Genomic DNA, 22,147 nt, shown 5'->3' with positions numbered 1-22,147 from the left:
CGGCGGGCAGCATGGTGCCCATGCGCTTCGACGTGTGGGCACCGGACGCCGGTGAGGTGGAGGTACGGGTCGACGGACGGGCCCACGACATGGAGCGCGACCGCGTGCGCGAGGGCTGGTGGTGCGCCGAGGTGCCCGCCGCCCACGGTGCGCGGTACGCGTTCGCGCTCGACGAGGGCCCGCCGTTGCCCGACCCCCGCTCCCGCCGCCAGCCGGACGGACCGGACGGGCCGAGCGCGGTCGTCGACCACGGCGTCTTCGGCTGGGCCCACGACTGGCCGGGCCGCCCGCTGCCCGGCGCGGTCCTGTACGAACTGCACGTCGGCACCTTCACCACCGCGGGCACCTTCGACGCTGCCGTCGAACACCTCCCGTACCTGGCCGAGTTGGGGATCACGCACATCGAGCTGATGCCGGTGTGCCCGTTCCCCGGCACGCACGGCTGGGGCTACGAGGGCGTGTCCCTGTGGGCGGTCCACGAGCCCTACGGCGGCCCGGACGGCCTCAAGCGGTTCGTGGACGCCGCGCACGGCCACGGGCTCGGGGTGGTGCTGGACGTCGTCCACAACCATCTTGGCCCGTCCGGCAATTACCTCCCGCGGTTCGGGCCGTACTTCACCGACCGGCACCACACCCCCTGGGGCGACGCCGTCAACCTGGACGCCCCCGGCTCGGACGAGGTCCGCGACTTCCTCGTCGGCAGCGCCCTGGCCTGGCTGCGCGACTACCGCCTCGACGGGCTGCGGCTCGACGCCGTGCACGCGCTGGTCGACACCCGCGCCGTGCACCTGCTGGAGGAGCTGTCCACGGCCGTCGACGCGCTGTCGGCGTCACTGGGCCGGCCGCTGTTCCTGGTCGCCGAGTCCGACCGCAACGACCCGCTCACCACCACCCCCCGCGACGCGGGCGGCCTCGGTGTGCACGCCCAGTGGAACGACGACTTCCACCACAGCCTGCACGCGGCCGTCACCGGGGAATCCGCGGGCTACTACGCGGACTTCGCCGTCTCGCCGGCCGCGGCCCTCGCCAAGGTGCTGGAGGGCGTCTTCTTCCACGACGGCACGTACTCCGGCTTCCGCGGCCGCCGGCACGGCCGCCCGGTCGACCGCGCGACCGTGCCCGGGCACCGCTTCCTGGCGTACACCCAGACCCACGACCAGATCGGCAACCGGGCCACCGGCGACCGGCTCGGCGCCACCGTGCCCGCGGGCCTGCTGGCCGCGGCGGCGGCGCTCGTACTCACCTCGCCGTACACGCCGATGCTCTTCATGGGCGAGGAGTGGGGCGCCCGCACGCCCTGGCAGTTCTTCACCGACCACAGCGACCCCGAGCTCGCGGCGGCCATCACCCGCGGCCGGCGCCGCGAGTTCGCCTCGCACGGCTGGAACGCCGAGGACATCCCGGACCCCCAGGACCCGGCGACCCGGCTGCGCTCCTGCCTGGACTGGTCCGAGCCGGACGGGGCCCCGCACGCCGGCCTGCTGTCCTGGTACCGCCGTCTGATCGCCCTGCGGCACGCCGAACCGGCGCTCACCGACCCGGCGCTGGACGCGGTGCGGGTCGCCACCGGCGAGCACACCCTGTGCCTGGAACGCGGCCCGTTCCGTGTCGCGGTGAACCTCTCCCCCGGGGAGGCCGAGGTGCCCCTGCACGACGCGGCCCGGGGCTACGAGGTGCTCGCCTCGTGGCAGCCCTGCACCCTGCCCGCGGGCTCCCGGCTCCTGCGGCTGCCGGGTCACTCCGTCGCGGTCCTGCGGGAGCGGCGGCCCGCGGCCTGACCGGGCCGGGGCCTGCCGCCGTTCAGTCCCCGAGCAGCCGCTTGCGGGCGTGCTCCACGTCGAAGGACGCGGGCGGGCACTGGGGGTCGATGAGTTCCAAGTGCTCCGTCAGCAGCCGGCCCACTGCCCAGTCGCGGTACCACTTGCGGTCCGCGGGCACGACGTACCAGGGGGCGGTCTCGGTGGAGCAGCGGTTCAGCACCGCCTCGTACGCCTTCTGGAAGGCGGGCCACAGGGCGCGGTCGTCGAGGTCGTCAGGGGTGAACTTCCAGTGCTTGCACGGGTTGTCGAGGCGTGAGAGCAGGCGGGCGCGCTGCTCGTCGTAGCCGATGTGCAGGAAGATCTTGACGACGCTGACGCCGTCGTCGGCGAGGGAGGCCTCGAAGGAGTTGATGGTCTCGAAGCGCTCCTCCCAGACCTCCCGCGGCACGAGACCGCGGACCCGGGCGGCGAGCACGTCCTCGTAGTGGGAGCGGTCGAAGATGCCGATCTGCCCGGCGTGCGGGAGGGCGCGCTTGATGCGCCAGAGGAAGGGATGCGACTTCTCCTCGGCCGTGGGCGACTTGAAGGCGGTGATGCGGCACCCGGCGGGGTTCAGCAGTCCCGCGAGATGGCGGACGGCACCGCCCTTGCCGGAGGTGTCGCTGCCCTGGAGGACGACGAGGACGGACCGCGGGTCCCCGGCGGTGGCCTGCGCGAAGAGCCGTTCCTGCAGCACGGTCAGGCGCTCCCGGGTGCAGGGCACGGCCTCCCGGGCCTCCCGCTTGCCGGCCGGGCCGCCCGGTGTCGCGCGGGTGTCGTACGCGCGCAGCCGCACGGCACCCCCGCCCGGGGGGACCCGCAGCAGCGAGCGCAGTCCCTTCGCCTTCGCTTCCGCCGGTCGGTGGTGCGGCACGGCGCCCTCCCTGGCATCGGATGATTTCTCCGATGGTCCGACGGATCCGCGACGCCCGCCAACGGACGTGGCCCGCATCCCGAGTGCGCTCCGCACGGAGGCGCAGTCCCCGTCACGGGACCCGCGGCGCCGGGGCCGCCCTGGCGCACACGAGAACCGGCACGCGCCGCCAAGCCGGGGTCATCCGGGCCTGCCCGAACGGCCGCGCCGTTCCCCGCAGCAGAGTTCACCCGAACCGGTCGCCCCGCCGGACCCGCAGCCCGGAAGGACTCCCTGCACCGGCACACCGACCCGCCCGGTGGCGGCAGACAGAACCTGCGAGCCGGGGCGCACACCGCCGGGCCCACGACGACCGCCCGAAAAACCCCCGCCCCGAACGGCCGCGCCGTTCCCCGCAGCAGAGTTCACCCGAACCGGTCGCCCCGCCGGACCCGCAGCCCGGAAGGACTCCCCGCACCGCCACACCGACCCGCCCGGTGGCGGCAGACAGAACCTGCGAGCCGTGGCGCACACCGCCGGGCCCACGACAACCGCCCGAAAAACCCCCGCCCCGAACGGCCGCGCCGTTCCCCGTACCGGGGTTCGCCCGATCCGGTCAGCCCGCCAGGCGTGCGGCGTCGCGGGCCAGGGCGGTGAGCCGGGAGATCGCCCGGAAGTACTTCTTGCGGTAGCCGCCGGCGAGCATCTCCTCGCTGAAGATGCGGTCGAAGGGCAGGCCGGAGGCCATGACCGGGACCTCGCGGTCGTAGAGCCGGTCGGCCAGGACGACCAGGCGCAGCGCGGTGGCCTGGTCCTCGACGGGTGCGACGCCGCGCAGGAAGACCGCCTCCACGCCGTCGCACAGGGCCCCGTAGCGGCTGGGGTGGACCCGGGCCAGGTGTGCCAGCAGGGTGGCGAAGTCGTCGAGGGAGGCGCCGGCGGTGCGGCCCGCGACGGCGGTGACCTCGTCGTCGGAGAACGGGGCCGGGGCCTCGGGCAGCCCGCGGTGGCGGTAGTCCTGGCCGTCGATGCGCAGCGAGCGGAACCGGGCGGACAGGCCCTGGATCTCGCGCAGGAAGTCCGCGGCGGCGAAGCGGCCCTCGCCGAGCTTGCCGGGCAGGGTGTTGGAGGTGGCGGCGAGCCGCACGCCGGCGTCCGCGAGCTTGCCGAGGAGTGTCGAGACCAGCACGGTGTCGCCGGGGTCGTCGAGCTCGAACTCGTCGATGCAGACCAGCCGGTGCCCGCTGAGCGCCTGGACGGCCTGCTGGAACCCGAGGGCGCCGACGAGATTGGTCAGCTCCACGAAGGTGCCGAAGGCCTTCTGCTCGCGCGGCGCGTCGGTGGCGTGCCAGAGCGAGGCCAGCAGATGGGTCTTGCCGACGCCGAAGCCGCCGTCGAGGTAGACCCCGCCGGGGCCGGCGGGCGCGGCGGGGGCCGCCGAGCGGCGGAACCAGCGCCGGGGCGCGGGGCCGGCGGGCGCGCCCGTCGCCGCGGCGAAGGAGGCGAGCGCGCGTACGGCCTCCGCCTGGCTGGGCTGCCCCGGGTCCGGGATGTAGTTCTCGAACCGTACGGAGTCGAACCTGGGCGGCGGCACCATCTCGGCCACCAGCCGGTCGGCCGGCACCCGCGGCTCGCGGCCGCTCAGCGACACAGGGGGTTCACCACCGGGTATCGGGGCGGTTTCGGGCGCTGCGGTGTAGGACGAGGACACAGCTCTCCAGCCTAGTGCCTCGTGGCGGGGTCCCCGGTCCCGTGTGGTCCACCCCACGCTGTCGGGGGCACGTGGAAGACTGCTGCCATGCGCCGCCTGTTCCCCCCGCCCGAGAACCCGCACACCGCCGCCGAGCGCGGCGGGGACCTGGACACACCCGAGTCGCTCGCCGAGGCGTACGCGTACCCGGCCGGGGCAGACGGGCTTCCGTGGCTGAGGGCGAACATGGTGGCGTCGCTGGACGGCGCGGCACGGCACGACGGGCTGTCCCAGCCGCTGTCGTCGGAGGGCGACAAGCGGGTCTTCGGGGTGCTGCGGGCACTGGCCGACGTGGTGGTCGTCGGGGCGGAAACGGTTCGCCAGGAGGGCTACCGCCCGGCCCGTGCCCGGGAGGCGTTCGCGGCGCGGCGGGCGGCGGCCGGACAACCGCCGGCCGCGGTGATCGCCGTGGTGAGCGCCCGGCTGGACCTGGACTTCTCGTTGCCGCTGTTCACCTCGCCGCTGGTGCCGACCCTGGTGCTGACCGGCGCCGGTGCCCCCGCCGACCGGGTGGCGGCGGCGGAGGCGGCCGGCGCGCGGGTGGTCGTCGCGGGCGACGGGGCCGGGGTGGACCCGGCCCGCGCCAAGCGGGAGCTCGCCGCGCTCGGACTGCGGCGCATGCTCACCGAGGGCGGCCCGCGGCTGCTCGCGCAGTTCGCGGCGGCCGGAGTGATCGACGAACTCTGCCTGACCGTCGCCCCCCTGCTGACCGCCGGGGACGCGATGCGGATCATGAACGGCCCCGGTGTCGCGGAGCCCGTCCGCCTCTCCCCCGTGTCGATACTCGAGGAGGACGGGTTCCTCTTCACGCGCTACACGCGCGGATGACGGACGGGCGGCGGTCCGGGCATCCGGCGGACCCCGCCCGCCGGTCCGCCGCCACGCACGACCCGCCTGCTGCCCTGCGGGAGGACTCCACCGCGTGCTCCACAGCCGGACGGGGCAGGATGGTTCCCGTCACCGGCCCGTGGGGCCGCGAGAAAGAAGGACGCGTCCGTGTTCACGACCGTACTCATGATCGAGCAGCCGCTCGTCCCCGCCGACGTGGAGCTGGTCACCACCCTGCACGGCGACGAGCCCGTCTCCTTCGTCGTGCTGATGCAACCCCGCGGCGACCAGGACCGGCTGCTGCGGTCCATCGACGACGTCGTCCTCGGTGAACTCGACAAGGCCGTCCACGAGCACGACCGGCCCGAGGGCGAGAACGCCCTGCTGCCGGCCGAACGAGCGCTGAACCACAGCCTCAAAGCGCTGCGGGACAACGGCAAGGAGGCGGTCGGCGAGGTCGTCGAGCGTCACCCGATCGAGCTGCTGAAGTCCGTCGTCGAGCAGACCCACGCCGACGAGGTGATCGTCCTGACCGCACCGCACCTGGTCGAGGAGTTCTTCCACCGCGACTGGACCTCGCGGGCCCGCCACAAGGTCGGCGTCCCGGTCCTGAAGCTGTTCGCCCACAACGCCGAGGACTGAGCGGCGGGGCGGGGGACGGGCGTCCCCCGCCCCGTGCGGATGGAAGAATCGGAGGTGCCCGACCACCACGGCACACGCCCGAGCACGCAGGGAGCAGCGCGCATGAGCCCCACTCTTCCCCCCGCCATGGACCGACCGCACTTCATCGGGATCGGCGGCGCCGGGATGTCGGGCATCGCGAAGATCCTGGCCCAGCGCGGCGCGAGCGTCGCGGGCAGTGACGCGAAGGACTCCGAGACCGCCGAGGCGCTGCGGGCGCTCGGCGCGACCGTGCACATCGGGCACGCGCAGGAGCACCTGGCGCCGGACGCGACCTGCGTGGTGGTCTCCAGCGCCATCCGGGACGACAACCCGGAGCTGGCCGCCGCACGCGGGCGCGGCGTCCCGGTGGTGCACCGGTCCGACGCGCTCGCCGCGCTCATGGTGGGCCTGCGCCCGATCGCGGTGGCCGGGACGCACGGCAAGACCACCACCACCTCGATGCTCGCCGTGAGCCTGTCGGCGCTGGGCCTCGACCCCTCGTACGCCATCGGCGGCGACCTGGACGCGCCGGGCTCCAACGCGCACCACGGCACGGGCGAGATCTTCGTGGCCGAGGCGGACGAGAGCGACCGCAGCTTCCAGAAGTACGACCCCGAAGTGGCGATCGTGCTCAATGTGGAGCTGGACCACCACGCGAACTACGCCTCCATGGACGAGATCTACGAGTCCTTCGAGGCCTTCGTCGGCAAGATCGTCCCTGGCGGCACCCTGGTCGTCGGCGAGCACGCGGGGGCACGCGAGCTCGCCGCCCGTGTCGCCGGCCGCGAGGGCCTGACCGTGGTCAAGGTCGGCGAGGACGCCGGGGCGGACCTCAGGATCGCCCGGATCACCCCGCAGGGCATGGCGAGCGAGGTCACGGTGTGCCTGGGCGGCCGCGAGCACACCTTCACCGTCTCGGTCCCCGGCCGCCACTACGCGCACAACGCCGTCGCCGCGCTGGCGGCCGGCATCGCGCTGGACGTGCCCGCGGAGGACCTGGCCAAGGCGCTCGGCACGTACACCGGGGTCAAGCGCCGCCTCCAGCTGAAGGGCACCGCCGGCGGCGTCCAGGTGATCGACTCCTACGCGCACCACCCCACCGAGATGACCGCGGACCTGGAGGCCCTGCGCGAGGCCGCGGGCGACCGGCGCATCCTGGTGGTGTTCCAGCCGCACCTGTTCAGCCGCACCCAGGAGCTCGGCCGCGAGATGGGCGAGGCCCTGGGGCTGGCCGACGCCTCCGTGGTGCTGGACATCTACCCGGCCCGCGAGGACCCGATCCCCGGCGTCACCAGCGCCCTGATCATCGACGCGGCGGCCGCCCACGGCGCGGACGTCACCGCCGGGCACGACAAGGACGCGGTGCCCGCGCTCGTCGCCGGAATGGCAGGACCCGGTGACCTTGTTCTCACCATGGGCGCGGGAGACGTGACGGACCTCGGTCCGCGGATCCTGGCCCGACTGGAGAGCTGAGCACGAGGGCCACCAGGGCCACGAGGGAGAGGACACCATGGCGTACGAAGTCGACAAGTCCGAGGAGCAGTGGCGCGAAGAGCTGACGCCCCAGGAGTACGCCGTCCTCCGCGAGGCCGGGACGGAGCGGGCGTTCACCGGTGAGTACACCGACACCAAGACCAAGGGTGTCTACTCCTGCCGGGCCTGCGGCGCGGAACTGTTCACCTCCGGCACCAAGTTCGAGTCGCACTGCGGCTGGCCGTCCTTCTACGACCCGCGGGACAGCAAGGCCGTCGAGCTGATCGAGGACCGCACCATGGGCATGGTCCGCACCGAGGTGCGCTGCGCCCGCTGCGGCTCCCACCTGGGGCACGTCTTCGAGGGCGAGGGGTATGCCACCCCCACCGACCAGCGCTACTGCATCAACTCGATCTCGCTCCGGCTGGAGCCGACGGAGGGCTGACCGGGAAGGCGCCGCCCGGGACCGGGCGGCGCCTGCTTTCGAGGGCCGCTGGTACGGTCACGGCCCGCGGCGCCACAATGTGCGGATGCCCACTTTCCTGCTGCCCTTCCTCGGGGCCTGCCTGCTGATCGCGGCCGCCCCGGGACCCAGCACCGTGCTGATCATCCGCCACTCGCTGCGGAGCCGGCGCGCGGGTTTCCTGACCGTGCTCGGCAACGAGACGGGCGTCTTCGTGTGGGGCGTCTCGGCGGCTTTCGGGCTCACCGCGCTGCTCGCGGCCTCGCAGGCGGCGTACGACGCCGTGCGGATCGTGGGCGCGGCGGTCCTCCTCTGGTTCGGTGTGCAGGCCCTGCGCTCCGCCCGCCGCGGCCGCGGGGGCGACGGGGGCGACGGGGGCGACGGGGGCGACGGGGAGGAAGCAGAGCCGCAGGCCGCCGCCGTGACCCCGGGTGCGGCCTACCGGGCCGGGCTCGGCATGAACCTGGCCAACCCCAAGGCGGCCGTCTTCGCGATGTCCTTCCTCCCCCAGTTCGTGCCCGCGGGAGCGCCCCAACTGCCCACGATGGTGGGGCTGGCGGCGCTGTGGGCGGTCTTCGAGGTCGGCTACTACGGCTCCTACGTCTGGTTCGTCGACCGGCTGCGGTCCGTGTTCGGCCGCGCCTCCGTCCGCCGCCGGCTCGAATTCGTCTCGGGCGGGGTGCTGGTGGCGCTGGGCGTGCGCATGGCCCTGGAGAACTGACGTGCTGACGGACCGTCAGCCGCGACGGGAGCTCAGGAGCCCCGCGACCGCCGCGGCACCGGCGGCGAGGACCACCGCCGCCAGGAGGGACAGCAGCGGGTAGGGGATGCGGCCGGTGTGCGAGGCCACCACCAGGCCGCGGACGGCGGCGTTGGCGGGCGAACCGCCGGCGACCAGCACCGCGACCGCGGCGCCCGTGGTGACGGGCACCGCCCAGCCGGGACGGAGCAGCACCGGCGGATTGGTGAGCGCGCCCACCGCCGTGCCGAGCAGCGCCGACACCAGGACCGCCAGCGCACCCGACACGGCGGCCGGCCCCACCGGGACCGCCTTGAGGTGGTCGGTGGTGTGCGGATCGGCGACCCACAGGACCACGCCGATGCCCGCGGCGCCCGTCAGCGCCGAGCACATCAGCGCGGCCAGCATCCCCGCCACGTGAGCCCGCGCCGGTCCCGAGGCCGCGGCCACGCACGCGCGGGCGGCGGGGGGCTCGACGGTGACGCAGACCCGGACCAGCCACGCGGCGGCCGGGAGCAGCGCGGCCGCGTTCCAGCCGAGGGAGTCCAGCAGCGGCTGCGGCCCCGCGGTGAGGCCGATCGCCAGGACGGCCGCGTAGAGCAGCAGCGGCGGCAGCCAGCGGTAGGAACGCAGCAGCAGGGCGGTCCGGTAGCGCAGCAGCGCGGTCATGCGTCCTCCGGTGGCCCGGCCGCCGGGCGGACCGTTCGGATGTGCCAGGGCGGGTCGGCGTCGAGCAACCGCCGCAGGACGGCGTCGGATTCACGGGCCGGGACGGTCAGCCGGAGCGTGCCGGTCGCGGTCGTCCCGTGGCCGAGGCCCGCGGGCGGTGCCCCGCGTCCCACGGCCTCGACGACCACCAGCGGCCCGGTGTCCGCGGCGCCGGCGCCGTCGGCCGCCAGGGGCGCGGCCACGGGCACCAGCCGGGTGTCCTCGACGCGGTGGGCGCCCGTTGTGTCACCGGCGAGCCGCCGCCGGTCGTGGTCGACGAACACCGCGGTTCCGCCCGCCGCGACGGTGGCCCGGACTGCGTCGTCCAGCACGGCGCGCGCCGGCCGGTCCAGGCCCGTCCACGCCTCGTCCAGCACGAGCAGTTCCGGCTCGGCCAGCAGCGCCTGGACGACGGCGACCTTCTGGCACGTGCCCTTGGACAGCTCCCGCAGCGGCGTACGGGCGTACGGGGCGATGCCGAAACGCTCGAGCCAGCGCCCGGCGCGATCGGCGGCCGTGCGGCTGCCCAGGCCGTGCACCCGACCGAGGTGGACGAGATAGCCCAGCGCGTCGAAGGGCAGCGCGGGCGGGAAGCGCTCGGGCACGTACGCGGTGCGCGGCCGCCCGGTGACACGTCCGGCGGTGGGGCGGTCGATGCCGGCCAGGACCCGCAGGAAGGTCGACTTCCCGCTGCCGTTGGCGCCCTCGACGCGCAGCAGCTGCCGCCCGGGCAGCTCCAGGTCCACGTCCCTCAGCACCCACGGCCCGCGCGCCCCGTAGCGCCGGCCGACCGCCTCCAGCCGCACGTCAGTGGGCGCTGGGCTGGTGCGGCTGCGACTCACTGGGCCGCACGATGACGAATCCCTCGCCCTGCAGCATCAGCTGGACCGCCTCGCCCGAACCGCCGCGCAGCATCGAGCCGAAGCTCTGCGAGCGGTGCAGCGAGGTCTGCAGCTGGGCGCTCCAGCCGACGACGGCGTCGGTGTCGACGTAGACCGGCGCCTGCGGGGTGACCGGGATGACGATCGGGCTGCCCTCGCACATCACGCCCAGCTTGCCGTGACCGGTGAACACGCTGTTGAACAGGCCGCCGCCGACCATGCCGGCGCCCTTGACGACCTTTATCTCGTAGCTGAGCGTCGCGTCGAAGACCAGCACGTTGCGGCCGTTGATGGTGAGGCTGTCGCCCGGGTCGATGTCGATGACGAAACAGTTGGCCGCCTCGTGCGCGAACCAGGCCTCGCCCTGCCCGCGCACCGTCATCAACGGCAGGCCCTCGCCGGTGAGGGCGCGCTTGAGGAACTTGCCGACGCCCTGCCCCTTCACCTCGAACTGCAGGTTCCCGCGGAAGGCGATCATCGACCCCTGCCGGGCCAGGCACTCGCCGTTGACGGCGTACTTGATCGACTTGGCGTTCTGCAGGGTCATGCCGGGCTCGGTGGCCGGCTGCGCCGTGTTCTCGGTCGCAAAGAGGTCGCTGCGCACGGGGTCATCCTGGCCCGGGAGGATCGCCTCTGCCAAGCCCCGTCCGGGGCGGGTGGCAGACTGTTGCGGTGAGCACCGATCCTCGTGACAGCCGTCCCCAGTTCGTCCTTCCGCTGGTCGTCCGCATCGAGCGGGACGCGCCGCCCGCCCGCACCGACGCCCTGGAGACCGCCGCCCGGGCGGTCCTGCTCCTGCGTTCCGACGAGCGCGCCACAGCGGACGGCGGCGACTGGGCCGAGGCCGTGCACGACTGGGAGGACGCCCGCATCCGCAAGGTGGTGCGGCGGGCCCGCGGCGCGGAATGGCGGCGCGCGGAGGCGCTGCCCGGGATCACGGTGACGGGCAAGTCGGCCGAGGTGCGGGTCTTCCCGCCGGTCCCGCTCGACGGCTGGCCGAAGGACCTGGCACGGCTCCAGGTCTCCGGCACGGAACTGGAGGACCCCGAGGCGCCCGCGGAGCCCGAGCCGGGCACCCCGGTGCTCTGGCTCAACCCCGACGTGGAGATGTCCGCCGGCAAGGCCATGGCGCAGGCCGGGCACGGCGCGCAGCTCGCCTGGCTCGCGCTGTCCGCGGCCGACCGGGAGCTGTGGCGCGAGACCGGCTTCGCCCTCGCGGTCCGCACCGCCCGGCCCGAACAATGGCAGGCCCTCACCTCCGGCACCCTGCCCGTCGTCCGCGACGCCGGTTTCACCGAGATCGCCCCGGGCTCCTGCACCGTCGTGGCGGACCACCCCGCGCTGCGCTAGGCGGACAGCGCGAAGCGCGAGTGCGCCCAGGTGCACGGCGCGGCCTGCGGATCGCCGTGGCCGTGACGGGTTCGCCCGCGATCGAAGGCGCACCGATGGGCGTCGCGGCCGCGCTCTCACGGCGGGCCACCGCGCACAAAGGTCAACCGCACCGCGCGGGCGCTCGCTTCCGGCGGTCCGCCCCCGTCGTGCGGGACGCCGGACGCCCCCGGCGGAGGGCGCGCCGCGGGTTGGCCCGGGATCGCAGGCTCACCGAGGGCCGTCGCCACCGACCCCGTATCCGGCCACGCCCGCACGGTCGGCCACCAGCGCCGTTTCAGAACCTCTCCGCGATCGCGCACCGCCATGGCCGACCCGGCACCGAGGTGGCGCCCGCCACGCGGCAAAGCCCAACCGCACCACGTACGCTCACCTGCGGCGGTCCGCCCGTCGCGCGAGACGCCGGACGCCCCCGGCGGAGGGTGCGCCGCGGGTTGGCCCGGGATCACAGGCTCACCGAAGGCCGTCGCCACCGACCCCGTATCCGGCCACGCCCGCACGGTCGGCCACCAGCGCCGTTCCAGGACCCCTCCGCGATCGCGCACCGCCATGGCCGACCCGGCACCGAGGTGGTAGCCACGCCGGACGCCCCCGGCGGGGGGGTGCGCCGCGGGTTGGCCCGGGATCGCAGGATCGCCGGTGGCCGTCGCCGCCTCACCCGGTATCCGGCTACGCCCGCATGGTCGACCGGCAGCGCCGCGTCAAGGACCGCCGCGCGGGGCGCGGCAGCGTCAGGCGCTCGCCCGTCGCGCCGGACGCGCGCCAACCCCCTTCGGACGGCTCGTCGGCCCGCCGACACCGTCTGCGACGCCGGCCGCAATCCGAGGCGCGCCCAGGTACGTCCAAGGCTCCGCGCGGTCTGCGGATCGTCCGGGCCGTCGCGGGTCTGCCCTCACAGTCGGCCACCGCCCAGCGCGAAGCTCAAATTCAGCTCTGAACCACCCGCGGGCGCGGTTCGTGCCAGTTCTGCGGGGCGACAACCCCGGCAGGAGAAAGGGGGGCCCGGTGGAGCACGCGAAGTTGGGCACGGGGATCGGCTGGCGGCCGGAGATCGCGGACACCGTCGAGGCGCTGGCGGAGGCCGGCCGCGTCGACTGGGTCGAGGCGGTCGCCGAGAACGTGTGCCCCGGCCATGTCCCGGACTCCCTGGTACGGCTGCGCGAGCGCGGCGTCACCGTCGTCCCGCACGGGGTGTCGCTCGGGCTCGGGGGCGCCGAGCGGCCCGACCCGGGGCGGCTGGCCGCGCTCGCGCAGCGCGCGGAGGTGCTGGGGGCACCGCTCGTGACCGAGCACATCGCCTTCGTCCGCGGCGGCGGCGAGACGACCGGCTCGGCCCCGCTGGAGGCCGGGCACCTGCTGCCGGTGCCGCGCACCCGCGACGCGCTGGACGTGCTCTGCGAGAACGTGCGCATCGCCCAGGAGGCGCTGCCCGTGCCGCTCGCGCTGGAGAACATCGCCGCGCTGGTCGCGTGGCCGGACGAGGAGATGAGCGAGGGCGCCTTCCTCGCCGAGCTGGTGGAGCGCACCGGTGTGCGCCTGCTGATCGACGTGGCCAACCTGCACACCAACCGCGTCAACCGGGGCGAGGACCCGCTCGCCGCCCTGGACGCGCTGCCGGCCGGATCCATCGCCTACGTCCACGTCGCGGGCGGCTACGAGAAGGACGGCGTGTGGCACGACAGCCACGCCCACCCCGTGCCCGCGGCCGTCCTGGAGGTGCTGGCGGCGCTGTACGAGCGGGCCTGCCCGCCCGGTGTGCTGCTGGAGCGCGACGACGACTTCCCCGCGGGGGACGAGCTGTCGGCCGAACTGGCTGCCGTGCGGGCCGTGGTGGACGCCGCGGCGCGGCCCGCGGACGGTGCGCGGCCCGCCCTGCCCGTAGGTGTCGCGCCGGCGGCGCGGGGCGCGCGGCAGCGGCTGGCCCTGCGCCAGACGGCGCTGCTGTCCGCGCTGGTCGCGGGCACCCCGGTGCCCGAGGGCTTCGACCGGGTCCGGGTCGGCGTGCAGAGCCGGGCCCTGGCGGCCAAGCGGGCCGGCATCGTGGCGAAGGTCGCGCCCGAACTGGCGGAGATCCTCGGCCCGGCGTACCGGCCCGCGTTCCTGCGCTACGCCGCCGGCCGCCCGCTCGGCGGGGGTTACCGGCGTGACGCGCTCGACTTCGCCGCGCATCTGCTCGACGGGGCGGACACCGCGGGCGCACCGGACGGCGCCACCCTGCGCCGGCTCCACGTGTGGTGGCGGGAACGTTCGGGTCCGGCGCCCCTGAACGGATGGCAACGGCGGCTGCTGCGGCACCGTTCCGCGATCCCGCGACAGCCCTCACGCGTATTCATACGTATGCGGGACACGCTCCGTTCAAAGCTGCCATAATCTTTTTCAACAGGCCTCCGACCTGCAACGCAAATAGCGGCGGGGGCTGTTCGCCGGGAAACGCAACAACGTATCAAGAACTGCGCGGCGATTCCCTGGATTCGCAAATACGTGATGTTTACTCGCCCGGACCGCTTCAAACGCACTAACGTGCGGTCCCATGCGATCCACCCGTTACGCCACCGGACTGAGCCTCGTGGTCGGGGCTTTCGTGGTCACCCTGGCCGCGCTGGCCTACCCGGTCATGTCGGGGCTGAACAGCCCCGCCGTCACCGCGGCCGCCGCCCAGACGGTCGCCACGCAGTACGGTCCGCTCACCCCGCTGGACCGCACCTTCGTCACCAAGGTGCGCCTGGCCGGCCTGTGGGAGTTCCCGGCCGGGCAGATGGCCCTGCAGAAGGGGACGACCTCCGCCGTCAAACGCGCGGGGCAGCACCTGATCGACGGGCACACGGGTCTGGACTCGTCGTGCCGGACGATCGGTCCGCAATTGGGCATCACGCTGCCCAATCAGCCGACTCCGCAGCAAATGGGCTTTCTTGCCACTTTGTCCGCGGCCAACGGCAAGGATTTCGACCAGAAGTTCGCGAACATCCTGAGGCTCGCCCACGGCCAGGTGTTCTCGGTCGTGGCCCAGGTTCGTGCCACCACCCGCAACTCACTGGTCCGCGAGCTCGCGGACCAGGCGAACACGACGGTGCTCGACCACATCACCGTCCTGGAGAAGACCGGGCTGGTGAACTTCGACCAGATCGCCGTCGACACCACCGCGAGCCCGACCAACCCCGCGGCCGCGATACCGGTCTCCCCGGCCCCCGGAGAACCGACCTTCATCGTCACCCCGTCCCCCACGTACTCCCTCCCCCCCGCGGCGTCCTCACCCCAGCCGTCGCAGTAGAAATGAGCTATCCATGCCCACACGACAACAGATGAACCACCGGCGCAGGTTGAGCACCAAGCAACTCGTGCTGATAGCCGTGCTGGCACTGCTCGGCTCCGGCGGCACCTTCGCCCTGGTCACCGGCACGGCTTCGGCCCACTGGAGGCCCTCCTCCGGCCACTCCAACGGGTGGCAGAAGCCCAGCTCGTGGAACAGCACGAAGGCCGACAACGGGACCGGCAACGGAGGGAACCAGAACAACGGCGGCCAGAACGGCGGCACCGCCGCACCGTCCGCCTCCGCCTCCGCGTCGGCCCCCGCCGGCGGTACGCAGACCAACGGCCCGGTGGCGGCGGACTTCGCGGACATCCGCTCCGTCCAGCCGAACGTCCAGCGGGCGGCCAACCAGCGGAGCGCCTCGCGCGGCACCTTCACCGCGCGCTGCGGGCGCAACGAGAACAAGCACAACAACCCCGACAACTTCATCGTGGCCCCGGGTGTCTCCAACGGCGCGCACCACGTCCACGACTATGTGGGCAACCTGAGCACCGACGGGTTCTCGACCAACGAGACCCTGGCGGCGGCCGGCACCACCTGTGCCCGCGGCGACAAGTCGACCTACTTCTGGCCGGTGCTGCGGGCCCGTACCGCCAACGACGCGCCGGACGCCGACGGCAACACCGGCACCATCCTGCAGTCGCAGTCGGTCAGCCTCACCTTCCGGGGCAACCCGACGGCCAAGGTGGTCGGCATGCCGTCCACCATGAGGATCATCACCGGTGACGCGAAGTCGTTCACCAACGGCGTCGCCAACGCCAAGGCGTCGTGGAGCTGCACGGGCTTCGAGAACCGCCAGCTCACCGACAAGTACCCGCTCTGCCCGCGGGGCAGCCGGGTGGTCCGCACCCTCAACTTCCCCAGCTGCTGGGACGGTGCGAACACCGACAGCGCCAACCACCGCACCCACGTCGTCTTCCCCGACGGCGCGGGCCAGTGCCCGGCCGGCACCAAGCCGGTCCCCCAGCTCCAGATGCGCCTGACCTACCAGGTGCCGCAGGGGCCGAACTACGCGGTCGACAGCTTCCCCGAGCAGCAGCACAAGCCGGTGACCGACCACGGCGACTTCGCCAACTTCATGCCGGCGAACCTGATGAACCAGCTCGTCAGCTGCATCAACCGCAACCGCACCTGCGGCTGACGCCCCCGGTCCGCCCGCCCGATCCGTGAAATCCCGGGCGGACCCCGCGGGGTTGGGCTAGAACTCCCCCATGTGGATGCTGTTCCTCTGCGTGGCCTGGGCCGCGGCGATCGTCTCCTGCGCACACCTGTGCAGGGCGGCGGTCGCCGCGGCCCAGCCGCCTGTGAGGGCGCCCTCCGAGGGCGAACGCCGGCTCGGGCTGTACGAGATGGCCTATCTCTCCGGCGGCCCGCGCCGGGTGACGGACCTGGCGATGGTCACCATGGGCCGCCAGCGGCGTCTGCACCTGGCGGGAACCGGCTGGGCGACCGTCGTCGACCCCGAGGGGCGCAACGCCGTCGAGCGCGCCCTGATCGACGCGATCGGTCCCGGGGGCCAGCGGGAGATCGCCGGGGCCCGCGCCGCGCACGCCGCCTCCGACGTCCTGGCCGCTCTCGCCGACCGCCTCACGGCGGCGGGTCTGGCGGTCCCCGCGGCCGTCCGTGAGTCCGTCGCCTCGGGCATGCGCGAGGTGCGCGCGGCCGTGGTCGTCATCGTCGTCATGCTGGCCGCCGCGACCGTCGGCAACCCGGGCGGCGCCGCCCCGATCGCGCCCTGGTTCGCGCTCCCGCTGCTGCTGGCCGCCGGCTGCCTCGGCATCGCCCGCGTCGAGATCCACCCCTACAGCCGCTGGGCCTCCCCCACCGGCCAGGACCTCCTGCGCGCCGTCGCCGTCCCGCGCTCCCCCGCCCCCGACGACCCGCACCTGCTCACCGCCCTCGCGGTGCGGGGGCCGTCGGCGCTGTCCGACCCCGAGCTCCGCGCCGCCCTGGCCTGACACGACTGACAACGACGAAGGGGGAGCGGCCGCCGGCCGCTCCCCCTTCGTACGCGTTCCGGAGCCGTCAGGCCAGCCCCGCCACCAGCTCCGCGACCGACCGGCGGCGGCCGGTGTAGAAGGGGACCTCCTCGCGGACGTGCATCCGCGCCTCGGAGGCCCGCAGGTGCCGCATCAGGTCGACGATGCGGTGCAGCTCGTCCGCCTCGAAGGCCAGGATCCACTCGTAGTCGCCCAGCGAGAACGACGCCACCGTGTTCGCCCGCACGTCCGGGTAGCCGCGCGCCATCTTGCCGTGGTCGGCGAGCATGCGGCGGCGGTCCTCGTCGGGCAGCAGGTACCAGTCGTAGGAGCGGACGAAGGGGTAGACGGAGACCCAGTCGCGGGCCGTCTCGTCGGCCAGGAAGGCCGGGATGTGGCTCTTGTTGAACTCCGCGGGCCGGTGCAGCGCCATGTTGGACCAGACCGGCTCCAGACGGCCGCCGAGGCGGGTGCGGCGGAACCGGTTGTAGGCGTCCTGGAGGGCGTCCGCGGTCTCCGCGTGCCACCAGATCATGAGGTCGGCGTCGGCACGCAGACCGGAGATGTCGTAGGTGCCACGGACCGTCACGTCCTTGGCGGCGAGCTGTTCGAAGAGCTCCTCGACCTCCTCCGCCCAGCCGGCGCGGTCCTCGGGCAGGACGTCGCGGAGCCGGAACACCGACCAGAGGGTGTAGCGGATGACCTCGTTGAGGTCCTTGGCCTTCTTGCCCGCGTTGGGGGCCTTGGCCGGTGCGTCGGAAGCAGTCGAGTCGGTCATGGGGCTATTGTCCCGCGCCGGGTTCCGCCGACGGCCGCAGGGTGCCCAGGACCTGGTCCGCCGCGCCGCGCGCGCTCGCCACGCACGCGGGCACGCCCACGCCCTCGTACACCGCCCCGCACACCGCGAGGCCCGGCAGCTTGGCGACCTGCTCGCGCACGCGGGCGACCCGGGCGAGGTGGCCGACCGGGTACTGCGGGAGGCCGCCGTCCCACCGGGTGACCCGGGCGGCGACCGGCGCGGCGGTGAGCCCGACGGCCTCGCCGAGGTCCTCCCGGGAGAGCCGGACGAGGTCGGTGTCGTCCCAGGCGAGGTCGGCCTCCTGGCCGTACCGCCCGACGGAGGTGCGCAGCACGTAGACGTCGGAGTCGGCGGTGCCGCTCCAGTGCCACTTCTGGCTGGAGAAGGTGGACGCCTTGATGGTGCGGCCGTCGACCGGCGGCACGAGGAAGCCGCTGCCGGGCAGGGCGTGCGTGATCTCGCGGCGCCGGAAGGCCATCGTCACCAGGGCGACGCTCGCGTACTCCACCGCCGCCAGATCTGCCGCGGCGCCCGGCGACTCCGAGCCCAGCAGCCTGGCCGCGGCGGGGGCCGGCACCGCCAGCACGACCGCGTCGGCCTCCATCACCTCGCTCGCGCCGTCGTGGTCCCAGGTGACCTGCCAGCCGTCCGGGGTGCGCCGCAGCTGCCGTACGGGGGCGTCGGTGAGGATGCGGGCGCCGGCGGCGCGGCACGCCTCGGCGACCGCGACCGGCAGCCGTCCGACGCCGCCGCGGATGCCCGCGAAGACCGGCGCCGGCTCCTTCCCGGTGGACGCGCTCGCCGCCGTCGCGGCGCGGCGCTGGGTCTCGCGGACCGCCTCGATGAGGGAGCGGCCGGAGCGGGCGCTCTCGTACAGCTGCGGAATGGCGGCGCGCAGGGAGATCTCGTACGCGTTGCCCGCGTACACCCCGCCCAGCAGCGGGTCGACGAGCCGGTCGACGACCTCGTGGCCGAGCCGGGCCGCGACATAGGTGCCGACGGCGACGTCGTCGCCCACCTTGGTGCGGGGCAGCACGTGGTCGAGCGGCAGCCGCGCCAGACCGGCGGCGGAGAGCACGCCGGAAGCGGCGAGCGAGCCGATGTCACCGGGGACGCCCATGACCCCGCCCTTGGGCATCGGGCGCATCCTGCCGCGCGTCCAGAGCCCCGCGGTGGTCGTCGCGGGCGGCTCCAGGTCGTCGCCGAGGCCGACGGCGCGGGCCAGGTCCACCGCTTCGGGGCGGCGGGCCAGCAGCGACTCCGCGCCGAGGTCGACGGGCACGCCGGCGATCTCGTCCGCGTACAGCTTGCCGCCGAGCCGGCCGGAGGACTCCAGCACCGTCACGCGCGCCGCACCGCCCTCCAGCAGGAAGTGCGCCGCGGAGAGTCCGGAGACCCCGCCGCCGACGACCACCACATGTCCGGCCCGGGGCTGCGTTTCGCTCATGCCTCCACTGTCTCAGACGCCGGAACGAGCCCTAACCGTGACCTCTTCGGGATCGCGGGCCCGAAACCCCCTGCCGTTCGGCGGCGTCGAACCTGCGACATCCGAGCCGGCCCCAGGGGGGACCCCATGAACGCACCAACGACCGCCGTCCGCAGAGCACTTGCCGCCGTCGCGCTGGCGGGTGTGCTCGTCCTGACCGGTTGCAGCGCGTCCGACGGCGGCAGCCTGCAGAGCAGTGCGGACGACAAGTCCGTGGCCGAACCGGCACAGGGACCGGCGCCGGAGGCCGGACCGGTGAAGCAGGACTCGGACGCCGCCGGAGTGCCGGAGAGCAAGAGCAAGGTGCCGCCCGTCCTCGACCGCTCCCTCATCGTCCGCACCGCGACGCTCACCGTCGAGGCCGGGAACGTCCCCGACGCGCTCGCCCGGTCCCGCACCCTCGTCGAGGCCGCGGGCGGGTACATCGGCGACGAGAGCACGTCCCTGGACGACGAGGGCCATGAGCACTCCCGCGTCACCCTGCGCGTCCCGCCGACCGACTACGAGCGGGTGCTCGGCGACCTCGCGGGCCTCGGCAGGCTCCTGGAGCGCAAGGTCAGCGCGCAGGACGTGACGAGCCAGGTCGTCGACGTGGAGAGCCGCATCAAGACGCAGCGGGCGAGCGTCGCGCGGGTGCGGGAACTGATGGACCGGGCGACGAAGCTGAGCGACGTGGTCACGCTGGAGGGGGAACTCAGCAGCCGCCAGGCCGATCTGGAGGCGCTGGAGGCGCAGCAGGCCTCGCTCAAGGAGCGCACCGGCATGGCGACGGTGACACTCGTCCTCACCGAGCCGGACCGGGTCGCGGCGCCGGCGAAGGCCGACGGGTTCTGGGCGTCCGTGGGCGACGCGCTCGGCGCGGGCTGGCACGCGCTGTACGTGACCCTGCGCGCCCTGCTGATCGCCCTGGCCGCCGCGCTGCCGTTCGCCGTCCTCGCCCTGCTGGGTCTGCTGGCCTTCCGGCTGCTGCGCCGCCGCCGCGACCCCGTCGCGCCGGCGCCGGTCACCGAGCCCGCCGCGGTCGAGCAGCCGCGTCCCTGACGCGCCGCGCGCCCGGTCCGTGCGGTGCCGCACAGACCGGGCGCGGTAGCGGCAGGCTTCAGCGCGCCGTCTCCTGGTGGACGAACTCCACGAGCCGCGTCAGCGCGTCCGGGTCGGTCGACGGCAGGACGCCGTGCCCGAGGTTGAAGATGTGCCCGGGCGCGGCCTGCGCCGAGTACAGCACCTCGCGCGTCTTCTTCTCCACGGCCGCGGTCGGGGCGAACAGCACCGCCGGGTCCAGGTTCCCCTGGAGCGCCTTGTCGGGGCCGACGCGCCGCGCCGCCTCCTCCAGCGGCACCCGCCAGTCGACGCCGACGACGTCCGCGCCCGCCTCGCCCATCAGCCCCAGCAGTTCGCCGGTGCCGACGCCGAAGTGGATGCGCGGCACGTCGTACCCGGCGACGGCGTCGAAGACCTTCACCGAGGCCGGCATCACGTAGCGCCGGTAGTCCTCAGGTGCCAGCGCGCCGACCCAGGAGTCGAAGAGCTGCACGGCGCTCGCGCCGGCCTCGATCTGCACCTTGAGGAACGCGGAGGTGATGTCCGCGAGCCGGTCCAGCAGCTGCGCCCACAGCTCGGGCTCGCCGTACATCAGCGCCTTGGTGCGCTCGTGGTTGCGCGAGGGGCCGCCCTCGACCAGGTAGCTGGCGAGCGTGAAGGGCGCGCCGGCGAAGCCGATCAGCGGCGTGGCGCCGAGTTCGCCGGTGAGCATGCCGATCGCCTCGGTGACGTACTTGACGTCGTCGGGCTCCAGCGGGCGCAGCCGGTCGAGGTCGGCGGCGGTGCGGATGGGCTCGGCGACGACGGGGCCGACGCCGGGCTTGATGTCGAGGTCGAGGCCGATGGCCTTGAGGGGGACCACGATGTCGCTGTAGTACACGGCCGCGTCGACCTTGTGGCGGCGCACCGGCTGCAGCGTGATCTCGGTGACGAGGTCGGGTCGCGTGCACGACTCGAGCATCGGGATGCCCTCGCGCACCTTGAGGTACTCGGGCAGGGAGCGGCCTGCCTGGCGCATGAACCACACGGGGGTGTGCGGCACGTGCCGGCGGCGGCACGCCAGGATGAAGGGGGAAGCAGCGGTCTGCTGGTGCGCACTCACCCCCGAATCTTCGCATGCGCCAAGTGGGCGACCCGCCCAACCGGGTGTCCTCCCTCACTGAAGCCGCCCTTCGGCCTACGCTTCCGGGCATGGCAGCGGCTCATGGGCACCTCTCGGACGGGAACGACGCCCCTCTCCCGTTCCAGCACGCGGTCGACGCGCTGCGGCGCGCTCGCGTACGGAGCGAGGTCGAGCTCGAACCCGTACCGCCGCCCAAGCGCCTGGCCCCCCACGCGTACGCCCTGGAGGCGGCCGTCGTGGTGGACGGCGAGGAGCTGGCCGACGGCCGGCTGGTGCTGCTGTACGACGCCGACGGCCAGGAGGGCTGGCAGGGCGCCTTCCGTCTGGTGACGCTGGTCCGGGCCGAGCTGGAACCGGAGATGGCGGGCGACCCGCTGCTGCCCGAGGTGAGCTGGTCGTGGCTGACCGGCGCGCTGGAGACGCACGGCGCCGCCTTCGACGCGGCGGGCGGCACGGTCTCGCGCAGTTCCTCGCACCACTTCGGCGCGCTCGCGGAGCGCGAGGACTCCACCCGTATCGAGATCCGCGCCTCCTGGACACCGGTGGCACCGACGGGCGGCGTTCCGGACGTCGCCGCGCACCTGGCGGGCTGGTGCGACCTGATGTGCACGAGCGCCGGGCTGCCCCCGGCGCCGGCCGAGCCGCGCGCGCCGCTGGGCGGCGCGCCGTCCGTCGTACCGCTGCCGAAGCGTCGCGGTCCGCAGCAGACCCGCTGACCCCCGGCCGTCCGACCTCGCGCTTTACCGCCGTCAACACGCCCTCACACGCGATGAACGCGATCTTCACACCTTCGATCGACAACGATCGACAGGGCGTCCGAATTGCCGGAATTGTTACTAAACAAATCGTGATCTTTCTCTAAAGCC

At 74.0% G+C, this 22,147-nt stretch carries 21 protein-coding genes; 13 read left to right on the top strand and 8 right to left on the bottom strand.

Features of this window, described 5'->3' with window-relative positions; all coding sequences use genetic code 11:
* Nucleotides 1–20: 20 nt before the first annotated feature.
* Complete coding sequence (gene treZ / locus ACIP9H_RS31420; RefSeq protein ID WP_401596164.1) at nt 21–1,778, top strand: malto-oligosyltrehalose trehalohydrolase; 1,758 nt, start codon at nt 21–23, stop codon at nt 1,776–1,778.
* 22 nt (nt 1,779–1,800) lie between these two features.
* On the opposite strand, the gene ACIP9H_RS31415 is transcribed toward treZ, so the two are convergent.
* Both ACIP9H_RS31415 and zapE read right to left on the bottom strand, forming a co-directional pair.
* Nucleotides 1,801–2,751: a PPK2 family polyphosphate kinase gene (locus ACIP9H_RS31415; RefSeq protein ID WP_401596161.1), complete on the bottom strand. Its 951-nt coding sequence runs from the start codon at nt 2,749–2,751 to the stop codon at nt 1,801–1,803.
* Between the two features lie 517 nt (nt 2,752–3,268).
* On the bottom strand, nt 3,269–4,363 hold the full coding sequence (zapE, locus tag ACIP9H_RS31410) for a cell division protein ZapE (RefSeq protein ID WP_401596158.1): 1,095 nt from the start codon (nt 4,361–4,363) through the stop codon (nt 3,269–3,271).
* Nucleotides 4,364–4,450: 87 nt separating this feature from the next.
* Between zapE and ACIP9H_RS31405 the strand changes: the two genes are divergently transcribed.
* From ACIP9H_RS31405 to ACIP9H_RS31385, 5 genes are all read left to right on the top strand, one after another.
* Entirely contained in the window at nt 4,451–5,230 is a 780-nt protein-coding gene (locus ACIP9H_RS31405; RefSeq protein ID WP_401596156.1) for a pyrimidine reductase family protein, read from the top strand.
* A gap of 168 nt (nt 5,231–5,398) precedes the next feature.
* On the top strand, nt 5,399–5,872 hold the full coding sequence (locus ACIP9H_RS31400) for an indole-3-glycerol phosphate synthase (protein WP_401596153.1): 474 nt from the start codon (nt 5,399–5,401) through the stop codon (nt 5,870–5,872).
* Between the two features lie 102 nt (nt 5,873–5,974).
* The gene (gene murC, locus ACIP9H_RS31395) at nt 5,975–7,366 is read left to right on the top strand and encodes a UDP-N-acetylmuramate--L-alanine ligase (RefSeq protein ID WP_401962167.1); all 1,392 of its coding nucleotides are present in this window, start codon (nt 5,975–5,977) and stop codon (nt 7,364–7,366) included.
* A 37-nt stretch (nt 7,367–7,403) separates the two neighbouring features.
* Complete coding sequence (gene msrB, locus ACIP9H_RS31390) at nt 7,404–7,811, top strand: peptide-methionine (R)-S-oxide reductase MsrB (protein WP_401596148.1); 408 nt, start codon at nt 7,404–7,406, stop codon at nt 7,809–7,811.
* Between the two features lie 85 nt (nt 7,812–7,896).
* Nucleotides 7,897–8,550, top strand: coding sequence for a LysE family translocator (locus ACIP9H_RS31385; protein ID WP_401962165.1), 654 nt, complete (start codon nt 7,897–7,899; stop codon nt 8,548–8,550).
* 15 nt (nt 8,551–8,565) lie between these two features.
* On the opposite strand, the gene ACIP9H_RS31380 is transcribed toward ACIP9H_RS31385, so the two are convergent.
* From ACIP9H_RS31380 to ACIP9H_RS31370, 3 genes are read right to left on the bottom strand one after another with little or no spacing between them, the layout of a single operon-like run.
* On the bottom strand, nt 8,566–9,237 hold the full coding sequence (locus tag ACIP9H_RS31380) for an ABC transporter (RefSeq protein ID WP_401596143.1): 672 nt from the start codon (nt 9,235–9,237) through the stop codon (nt 8,566–8,568).
* Nucleotides 9,234–10,082 (bottom strand): ATP-binding cassette domain-containing protein, encoded by an 849-nt coding sequence (locus ACIP9H_RS31375; RefSeq protein ID WP_401596266.1) that lies wholly within the window; start codon nt 10,080–10,082, stop codon nt 9,234–9,236. Before ACIP9H_RS31375 ends, ACIP9H_RS31380 begins: the two co-directional genes overlap by 4 nt.
* A 1-nt stretch (nt 10,083) precedes the next feature.
* Nucleotides 10,084–10,761 (bottom strand): AIM24 family protein, encoded by a 678-nt coding sequence (locus ACIP9H_RS31370; RefSeq protein ID WP_401596141.1) that lies wholly within the window; start codon nt 10,759–10,761, stop codon nt 10,084–10,086.
* A gap of 68 nt (nt 10,762–10,829) precedes the next feature.
* On the opposite strand from ACIP9H_RS31370, the gene ACIP9H_RS31365 reads away from it, so the two are divergent.
* The 5 genes from ACIP9H_RS31365 (at nt 10,830) to ACIP9H_RS31345 (ending at nt 16,811) form a co-directional block, all read left to right on the top strand.
* Complete coding sequence (locus ACIP9H_RS31365; protein WP_401596138.1) at nt 10,830–11,507, top strand: peptidyl-tRNA hydrolase; 678 nt, start codon at nt 10,830–10,832, stop codon at nt 11,505–11,507.
* 1,044 nt (nt 11,508–12,551) lie between these two features.
* Complete coding sequence (locus ACIP9H_RS31360) at nt 12,552–13,916, top strand: DUF692 domain-containing protein (protein ID WP_401596135.1); 1,365 nt, start codon at nt 12,552–12,554, stop codon at nt 13,914–13,916.
* Between the two features lie 160 nt (nt 13,917–14,076).
* The gene (locus ACIP9H_RS31355; protein ID WP_401596132.1) at nt 14,077–14,814 is read left to right on the top strand and encodes a DUF4142 domain-containing protein; all 738 of its coding nucleotides are present in this window, start codon (nt 14,077–14,079) and stop codon (nt 14,812–14,814) included.
* Between the two features lie 13 nt (nt 14,815–14,827).
* Nucleotides 14,828–15,994 carry a DUF1996 domain-containing protein gene (locus tag ACIP9H_RS31350; RefSeq protein ID WP_360914719.1) on the top strand — a complete coding sequence of 389 codons (1,167 nt, stop codon included), beginning with the start codon at nt 14,828–14,830 and terminating at the stop codon, nt 15,992–15,994.
* 70 nt (nt 15,995–16,064) lie between these two features.
* Complete coding sequence (locus ACIP9H_RS31345) at nt 16,065–16,811, top strand: TIGR04222 domain-containing membrane protein (RefSeq protein WP_401596128.1); 747 nt, start codon at nt 16,065–16,067, stop codon at nt 16,809–16,811.
* A 67-nt stretch (nt 16,812–16,878) separates the two neighbouring features.
* Here ACIP9H_RS31345 and hemQ read toward each other — a convergent pair whose 3' ends face one another.
* Both hemQ and hemG read right to left on the bottom strand, forming a co-directional pair.
* Complete coding sequence (gene hemQ, locus ACIP9H_RS31340) at nt 16,879–17,610, bottom strand: hydrogen peroxide-dependent heme synthase (RefSeq protein ID WP_401596125.1); 732 nt, start codon at nt 17,608–17,610, stop codon at nt 16,879–16,881.
* Nucleotides 17,611–17,614: 4 nt separating this feature from the next.
* The gene (gene hemG / locus ACIP9H_RS31335; RefSeq protein ID WP_401596123.1) at nt 17,615–19,078 is read right to left on the bottom strand and encodes a protoporphyrinogen oxidase; all 1,464 of its coding nucleotides are present in this window, start codon (nt 19,076–19,078) and stop codon (nt 17,615–17,617) included.
* Between the two features lie 126 nt (nt 19,079–19,204).
* Here hemG and ACIP9H_RS31330 point away from each other — a divergent pair, with 126 nt between their 5' ends.
* Nucleotides 19,205–20,158: a DUF4349 domain-containing protein gene (locus ACIP9H_RS31330; protein WP_401596120.1), complete on the top strand. Its 954-nt coding sequence runs from the start codon at nt 19,205–19,207 to the stop codon at nt 20,156–20,158.
* A gap of 58 nt (nt 20,159–20,216) precedes the next feature.
* Here ACIP9H_RS31330 and hemE read toward each other — a convergent pair whose 3' ends face one another.
* Entirely contained in the window at nt 20,217–21,260 is a 1,044-nt protein-coding gene (gene hemE, locus ACIP9H_RS31325; protein WP_401596117.1) for a uroporphyrinogen decarboxylase, read from the bottom strand.
* 89 nt (nt 21,261–21,349) lie between these two features.
* On the opposite strand from hemE, the gene ACIP9H_RS31320 reads away from it, so the two are divergent.
* A complete protein-coding gene (locus ACIP9H_RS31320; protein ID WP_401596115.1) occupies nt 21,350–21,997 on the top strand; it encodes a DUF3000 domain-containing protein in 648 nt (215 codons plus the stop codon).
* Nucleotides 21,998–22,147: the final 150 nt, after the last annotated feature.

Source organism: Streptomyces sp. NPDC088732, from assembly GCF_044751205.1.
GTDB lineage: Bacteria > Actinomycetota > Actinomycetes > Streptomycetales > Streptomycetaceae > Actinacidiphila.
Note: the sequence above shows the minus strand (reverse complement) of the source record. Positions and strands in the feature narration are given on the sequence as shown.